General features: G+C 61.8%; 8 protein-coding genes. 7 read left to right on the top strand and 1 reads right to left on the bottom strand.

The genetic code is table 11. The annotated features are described in order from the left end of the window. The first annotated feature begins 20 nt into the window (after positions 1–20). From IGX34_RS16610 to IGX34_RS16580, 7 genes are all read left to right on the top strand, one after another. The gene (locus tag IGX34_RS16610) at positions 21–1,172 is read left to right on the top strand and encodes a homoserine dehydrogenase family protein (RefSeq protein WP_192556846.1); all 1,152 of its coding nucleotides are present in this window, start codon (positions 21–23) and stop codon (positions 1,170–1,172) included. A gap of 42 nt (positions 1,173–1,214) precedes the next feature. Continuing rightward, positions 1,215–1,697: a VOC family protein gene (locus IGX34_RS16605; RefSeq protein WP_225737537.1), complete on the top strand. Its 483-nt coding sequence runs from the start codon at positions 1,215–1,217 to the stop codon at positions 1,695–1,697. Positions 1,698–1,732: 35 nt separating this feature from the next. Next, entirely contained in the window at positions 1,733–3,013 is a 1,281-nt protein-coding gene (locus IGX34_RS16600) for an aminotransferase class I/II-fold pyridoxal phosphate-dependent enzyme (RefSeq protein ID WP_192556844.1), read from the top strand. Continuing rightward, entirely contained in the window at positions 3,000–4,043 is a 1,044-nt protein-coding gene (locus IGX34_RS16595) for an Ldh family oxidoreductase (RefSeq protein WP_192556843.1), read from the top strand. Before IGX34_RS16600 ends, IGX34_RS16595 begins: the two co-directional genes overlap by 14 nt. 84 nt (positions 4,044–4,127) lie before the next feature. Beyond that, on the top strand, positions 4,128–4,862 hold the full coding sequence (locus tag IGX34_RS16590; protein ID WP_225737536.1) for a dihydrofolate reductase family protein: 735 nt from the start codon (positions 4,128–4,130) through the stop codon (positions 4,860–4,862). 141 nt (positions 4,863–5,003) lie between these two features. Beyond that, on the top strand, positions 5,004–5,360 hold the full coding sequence (locus tag IGX34_RS16585) for a YciI family protein (RefSeq protein WP_192556842.1): 357 nt from the start codon (positions 5,004–5,006) through the stop codon (positions 5,358–5,360). 36 nt (positions 5,361–5,396) lie between these two features. Continuing rightward, positions 5,397–6,149 carry a hypothetical protein gene (locus tag IGX34_RS16580; protein WP_192556841.1) on the top strand — a complete coding sequence of 251 codons (753 nt, stop codon included), beginning with the start codon at positions 5,397–5,399 and terminating at the stop codon, positions 6,147–6,149. Positions 6,150–6,267: 118 nt separating this feature from the next. Here IGX34_RS16580 and IGX34_RS16575 read toward each other — a convergent pair whose 3' ends face one another. Further along, positions 6,268–6,564: a hypothetical protein gene (locus tag IGX34_RS16575; RefSeq protein ID WP_192556840.1), complete on the bottom strand. Its 297-nt coding sequence runs from the start codon at positions 6,562–6,564 to the stop codon at positions 6,268–6,270. Positions 6,565–6,599: the final 35 nt, after the last annotated feature.

Below are 6,599 nucleotides of genomic sequence, written 5' to 3'. Positions count from 1 at the left end.
TGCCGGTAAAGGGAATACCTATGAATCAGCTCATTGTGGATACGCCAAGATCTATCGATCACCTGCCGCTTCCGCGTACGCGGCGCGCACCAGCACCAGGCCGGCGCTGCATCGCCGTCGGCCTGATCGGCCCGGGCCGGGTCGGACGAGTGTTGCTGGAGCAAATACGCGATGCCAGGGAGCGGCTCGCCCAGGAACTGGGACTGGAGATCGTGCTTCGCGGTACCGCGGCCAGCCAGGTCATGTATATCGATGACGGCGACCATTTTGCGGGAGCCCGGCGGCAAGGTCCGTTTGCCACCCAGCTGGACGCTTTCGCCGAGCACGTGCGCGGCGATGGCAAAGCGCATGCCTTGCTGATCGATTGCACCGCCAGTTCGCAAGTGGTGGATCACTATGCGGCGTGGCTGCGCAGCGGCATTCATATCGTTACGCCGAACAAGCACGCCGGCAGCGGCCCGATGGGGCGTTGGGCCGATATCGGCGCCGCGCAGGCGCAAGGTGCGCGTTTCCGCCAGGAAGCCACGGTGGGCGCCGGCCTGCCGATTCTGCACACCATGCGCGACCTGCTGGATACCGGCGACCAGTTGCTGGCGGTGGATGGCATGTTTTCCGGCACGCTGGCCTGGCTATGCAACCGCTTTGTGCGTGGCACGCGCTTTTCCGAGCTGGTGCGCGAGGCGCACGCGCTGGGTTACACCGAACCCGATCCACGCGACGATCTTTCCGGCATGGACGTTGCGCGCAAGCTGGTGATTCTTGCGCGCGAAGCGGGCTGGCGCTTGTCGCTTGAACATGTCGACGTGCAGAGCCTGATTCCTGCCGAGCTGACCCAGGCAACACCGGCGCAGTTTCTGCAGCAGCTTGAAGCGCTCGACGCGCCCATGTCCGAGCTGCTCGAACGGGCGCACGCCGAGGGCAAGGTTCTGCGCTATGTGGCCAGCCTCCGTAAAGAAGGCCGCGCCACGGTGGCATTGCAGGCGATGTCTACTTCGCATGCCTTCGCCCATACCCAGCTCACCGACAACGTCGTGCAGTTCCGCACTGAGCGTTACAAGGAAAACCCCCTGCAGGTGCAAGGTCCGGGAGCAGGGCCCGAAGTGACGGCAGGCGGCATCTTTGCCGACATCCTGCGTATCGCCGAATCGTTGCAGGCCACTTCGGCTGCCTGAAAAACATTCCCTCAGCAACAACTTTCATAAGGAGAGATGAGTATGTTGCCACACCCGTTTCTGCGGATTGATCACCTGGCGATCGCGGTCGCGAACCTGGAAGACGCCATCGTGTTTTACCGCGACACCTTGAAACTGCCGCTGGTCGAGCGGCGCGAGACGCTGGGCAAACATACCGGCATGCGCTCGGCCGTGATGTCGGGCGGCCATTTCCAGATCGTGCTGATCGAAGGAACCAGTCCGGACTCCCAGGTGAGCCGCTATATCGAGCGGTACGGTCCGGGCGTGCAGCATGTGGCGTTCGAGGTCGAGGATATCGAAAGCACCCAGCGCGCCCTGGCCGAGAACGGCCTGGAGTTTTCCACCGGCATCCTGGCGGCACCCGGCCTGCGGCAGGTCTTCAGCAAGCGCGACCAGGTGTCGGGAATGATGTACGAGTTGATCGAGCGCAGCGGGGAAGAAGGCTTTCAGGATGCCAACACCACCCGGCTGTTCGAGGAACTCGAGAAAGCGGACAGCTACTGATCCGCATTCCATCCACCGTGCCGGAGGGGCCAAGGGTGACTACACAAGCAGGTGCATCGCGGCTGGCCGTGATGAATTTTCTCAATGAGGTGGCGGGCGACTTTCCCAATGCCATTTCGCTGGCCTCGGGCCGCCCGGCCGAAGCCTTTTTCGATCTGGACCACTGGCTCGAAGCCATTCCGCTATACCAGCGCGAACTGGCCACCCGCTGGGGCGTGACGCGTGCCGATGCCGGGCGGCGCCTGGCGCAATACGGCCGTACCAATGGCCTGATCAACGAACTGGTGGCCGCCCAGCTCAAGCTGGACGAAGGCGTGCAGACCCGCGGCGAGCACATCGTGATCGGGGCCGGCTGCCAGGAGGCTCTCGCGCTGTGCCTGCTGTCGCTGTGCCGCGCACCGAACGAAGTAGTGCTGGCCCGCGATCCGACCTATATCGGCATGACCGGCGTGGCCGATCTGCATGGCATCGAAATCGTGCCGCTATACGCCAAGGACGATGGCCTTGCCGATGAGTTGCGCAGCGTGACCGAGCGGCTTGGCAACGAAGGCAAGCGTGCGCGCGCGTTCTATCTGATTCCGGAGTTCGACAATCCGACCGGAGCGGTGCTTTCGCAGCTGGTCAGGCAGGAACTGCTGGATGTCTGCGCCGAGCAGCGCATTCTGGTGCTCGAAGACAATCCCTACGGCATGTTCCGCTACGAAGGCGAGCGGGTGCCGCCGATGTATGCGCTCGATCGCAGCGGCAGCGTGATCTATCTGTTCACTTACTCCAAGACCCTGTGCCCGGCGGTGCGGATCGGCGGCGCCGTGGTGCCGGATACCTTGTTCGGCGATGCGGCGGCGGCACGTGCGCTGGTGGCGGAACTGGGCGAGCGCAAGAGCTTTCTGACGGTCAATACCAGCCAGCTCAACCAGGCCCTGATCGGCGGCGTGCTACTGGCCGAGAACGGCACGCTGCAGCGTCTGGTAACTCCGCAGCGCGATCACTACCGGAAGAATCGCGATCTTATGCTTGCGGCACTCGCCGCTGAGTTTGGTGGAAGCGGGGAGGGCATTCGCTGGAATCGGCCGGAAGGCGGCTTTTTCCTGACCATGGATCTGCCGTTCCGCTTCGGACAGGAAGAAGTGCTGCAGTGTGCGCGCGAGCGTCACGTTATTCCCATGCCGCTGTCGTTTTTTTCACTGTCCGGCATCTGCCAGGAAAGTATCCGGCTGGCTTTCAGCAATGTGCCATCGGCGCAGATCGCCGAAGGTGTTGCAAGGCTGGGTCAGTTCATCCTCCAATACGAAGAGGTTTGCCATGCAGCGATATGATGCGGCGCAGGTGCATGCGGCGATGGTTGCGTTGCTGATGGATCTGAATGTTTCCGAAGCCCACGCGACGGATGTGGCCGATGCCCTGGTCGATGCATCGCTGCGCGGTATCGACACGCATGGCGTTCGTCTCATTCACAGCTACATCAAGGAGCTCGAGGGCGGACGGGCACAGGCGAAACCGAACTTTCGTGTCACGGGTTCGCTGCCTGCTGCGGCCTTGTTCGATGGCGGCGATGCGCTTGGGGTGGTTGCTGGCAGCGCGGCGATGCGCGAGGCGATTCGCCGGGCGCGTATCGCGGGAATCGCGGCTATCGCGGTCAGTCATTCCAACCATTTCGGGCGTGCCGATTATTTCGCCCGCATGGCGAGCGCGGCCGGGCAGATCGGCCTGGTCTTCAGCAATTCGGATGCACTGGTGGTTCCGTTCGGCGGCGCCACGCCACTCAACGGCACCAATCCGCTGGCGATGGCTGCGCCAGGTCATGATGGCGACGGCTTTTACCTGGACATGGCGACCAGCCAGACCGCGTATTCGCGGGTGCTGCATGCCTTGCATCACGGCTTGCCGGTAGCGCCGGGACTGGCCACCAATCAGCAGGGGCAGGACTTGTCACAAGGCGGCGAGCTCGGTGCGCTGCAGCCCCTGGGCGGGGTCAAGGGTCAGGGCCTGGGCATGATGATCCAGATCCTCTGCGCCTTGCTGTCGAACATGCCGTTCGATGTCGAACTGTCCAATCTTTATCGCGAGCCCTACGACACGCCGCGGCTTATCAGTCACTTCATGGTGGCGATCGAGATCTCGGCATTCGTCGACCTGGATGTATTTCGCAGCCGCCTGTCCGAACTGTTGACGCTGTTTCGCGAGAGCAAGGCAAGTGGCGCGGAACCAGTCAGGGTGCCGGGCGATCTTGAGCGTGAGGCCGAGGCCGAGCGGCGGCTTGACGGCATTCCGCTGACGGCGGAGGACGTCGAGCTGCTGGGGCGGCATTTGAGCCGGGTGAGGGATTCGGTGGTAACGGCCATCTAAAGCTTCCCATTTTTGCGATCCGACCGTCATTCCCGTTTTCGCGGGAATGACGGCTGTAAATAGGAGGGGACTTTTACGCTGGCCATGTCGAAAAGCGTTTCCTCCATTCGTCGTTGCTCTATGGAAAGCCAGAATGACCCTTGGCGACCACTTCGCGACGAAGGAAAAAACATGGCCAGTGCAACCGAAAGAAAACTCGTATTGAAAATGTCCATGTCCCTGGACGGCTTTGTCGCCGAACGGGATGGCAAACTGGATTGGATATTCCGCTCATCGAGCGCCGACTCCAGGGCACGGCTGGTCGATACGCTCAGCGAAGCCGGCGTGCACATCATGGGCAGCGGCAGCTATTACGACATGGCAGCTTTCTGGCCGTTCTCGGATACGCCGTTCACCGCAGCGATGAACGATATTCCCAAGATCGTTTTTTCGCGGACCGGCATCAAGGACGGCACCCAGGTGGACCGCACTGCCGAGGCAGAAGCGAAGCTCACCGGTGGCCGCCCCAGCGTTACGCCGACAGCGGCCGTGCTCAAATCATGGGCTGAGCCCACGGTGGCGCGCGGCGACCTGGCAGAGGAAGTGCGGCGCCTGAAGGAACAACCGGGCAAGCTCATCCTTGCGCATGGCGGTGTCCGCTTCGCCCGCAGCCTGATTGCCGCCGGACTGGTGGACGAATATCGGCTTGCCGTCCATCCGGTGGTGTTGGGCCAGGGCCATGCACTGTTCAGCGGATTGCACAGTCCGGCCGATCTGCGTCTGGTCAGTGCGACCGCTTACAGCGGTGGTGTGGTCGGAGCCGTTTACCAGCCGGCATGAAGCTTTGCGGCAAGCGTGCCCGCCCGCCACGCAGAGAATCGAAAATTTCTCGAGGTAGCGTGTCGAATTCCGGCGATGCCGTTCGTCACTATCGTGAAGCCCACGCAATCCACCGGCTAATGGCCATGCCAGGAGAGGAACATGCCGCAGTATTTGATCTCGACTTATATCCCGGAAGACTTCGACCCCTCGCTCGTTACCGAGGAGACCATCGAAGCCATCCATGCACTCAATCGCGAAATGGTCGCCGCCGGTGTCAGGAAGTTCGCCTGCGGCCTGAGTCCGAAAGCCGTGACCATGCGCTCGCATGCCAGTGGCGAGGTGGCCGTTACCGACGGCCCGTATCTGGAGGCCAAAGAATATGTCGGTGGCCTGTTGATCATGGAAACCGAGAGTCTGGACGAAGTGATGGCGTGGATGCGCAAAAGCGCCAAGGCGCTACCGGGCGTGGTCGAGGTGCGCGAGATCTTCTTTAATCCTGCGCCCGAACAGAACTGAGCGATGCGCGCAGCAGCGAAGTGGGAGGAGTGAGCCATGCGCAAGAACAAGATGGGCGTAACAGCCATTACCAGTCTTACCCTGCTGTTGGGGTTTGGCATGACGCAGCAGGCGACAGCCCAGGATGCCGCGCCGAGTTATCCGCAAATGGCGCCGATCGAGCAATACCTCATGCCAGATCGCGCCGCCGAGATCGCCCTGGCGCGCAGTGCGGCGCCGGCATCCATTTCCGGCGATGCGACGGTGCTGGTGCTGGGCCGCAAGGGCTATGAGAAGGCAGTCGACGGCAAGAACGGCTTTGTCTGCTGGGTGGGGCGCGGCTGGTCGGGTCCATTTGACTGGCCCGAATTCTGGAGCGCGAAAATACGGGCCGCCGATTGCCTCAATCCCCAGGCGGCGCGTTCGCTGCTGCCCAGCATTTACCTGCGCGCCAAGCTGGTGATGGCCGGACGATCCAAGGCGGAAATCGTGTCGGCACTCAAGGCGGCGTTCGCACACAAACAACTGCCCCAGCTCGAAAGCGGCGCCATGGATTACATGATGTCTAAGTCGTCCTATCTCACGGACATGGGCGAGCACGACATGCCCCATGTCATGTTCTTCAACCAAGTCCAGGACGGCAGCGACTGGGGCTCCGGTGCTGCAGGTTCGCCGGTCATGTCCAGCCCATATTGGTTCTTTGCCCCGGGCCAGCAATCTCCGCAGGGTGGATTGCCACCGATCATGGTGTTCCTGGTCGCGGTGCCCGACTGGTCCGACGGAACGCCTGCGAGCATGCATAGTCACTGATGCCGATGGCTGCAGGCCCGATCGGCTTTCGCCAAGGCCGCGGCGCACGCAGCGTTACGGCTGCGTGCGCCGCCATTGCGTACAACGGCGCTTCACACTGTCGCAGCCCGATCGCCCGCTACGCCTGACTGGCAGGCGGCGGCACGATGCAGGTCACTTCAAAAGTGAAATGTCCATTGCGCCGGTAAATCCAGACGGCATTGAAGGCGGCCAATCGCCTGACTATGGTGGCCCAGGTACCGCTCTGCTTCATCAGTTCCTGGGTCTGGAAATCTTCCACCTTGAGTGGGGAAAGCGTTTGCAATTCGCCCGATAGCTGGGGTATTTCGTCGATCGTAATTTCAAATTTATGGGTTCCACCGTTTTTTAAGCACTGCTCAAACTCAACCACCGACATCAAATGCGTAACTGGCATCACTTGTCTCCCGACAACCAGCACCTGTCATAAAG

Origin of the sequence: Dyella acidiphila, from assembly GCF_014863405.1 — a bacterium.
Lineage (GTDB): Bacteria > Pseudomonadota > Gammaproteobacteria > Xanthomonadales > Rhodanobacteraceae > Dyella_B > Dyella_B acidiphila.
The sequence above is the reverse complement of the archived record's forward strand: the minus strand, read 5'-3'. Positions and strand labels throughout refer to the sequence as shown.

Bases quoted from the DNA above. Each gene is read 5' to 3' on its own strand.
- IGX34_RS16585 (WP_192556842.1), top strand. From the start codon at position 5,004: ATGCCGCAGTATTTGATCTCGACTTATATCCCGGAAGACTTCGACCCC.
- IGX34_RS16575 (WP_192556840.1), bottom strand. From the start codon at position 6,564: ATGCCAGTTACGCATTTGATGTCGGTGGTTGAGTTTGAGCAGTGCTTA.
- IGX34_RS16590 (WP_225737536.1), top strand. From the start codon at position 4,128: ATGTCGAAAAGCGTTTCCTCCATTCGTCGTTGCTCTATGGAAAGCCAG.
- IGX34_RS16605 (WP_225737537.1), top strand. From the start codon at position 1,215: ATGTTGCCACACCCGTTTCTGCGGATTGATCACCTGGCGATCGCGGTC.
- IGX34_RS16610 (WP_192556846.1), top strand. From the start codon at position 21: ATGAATCAGCTCATTGTGGATACGCCAAGATCTATCGATCACCTGCCG.
- IGX34_RS16595 (WP_192556843.1), top strand. From the start codon at position 3,000: ATGCAGCGATATGATGCGGCGCAGGTGCATGCGGCGATGGTTGCGTTG.
- IGX34_RS16580 (WP_192556841.1), top strand. From the start codon at position 5,397: ATGCGCAAGAACAAGATGGGCGTAACAGCCATTACCAGTCTTACCCTG.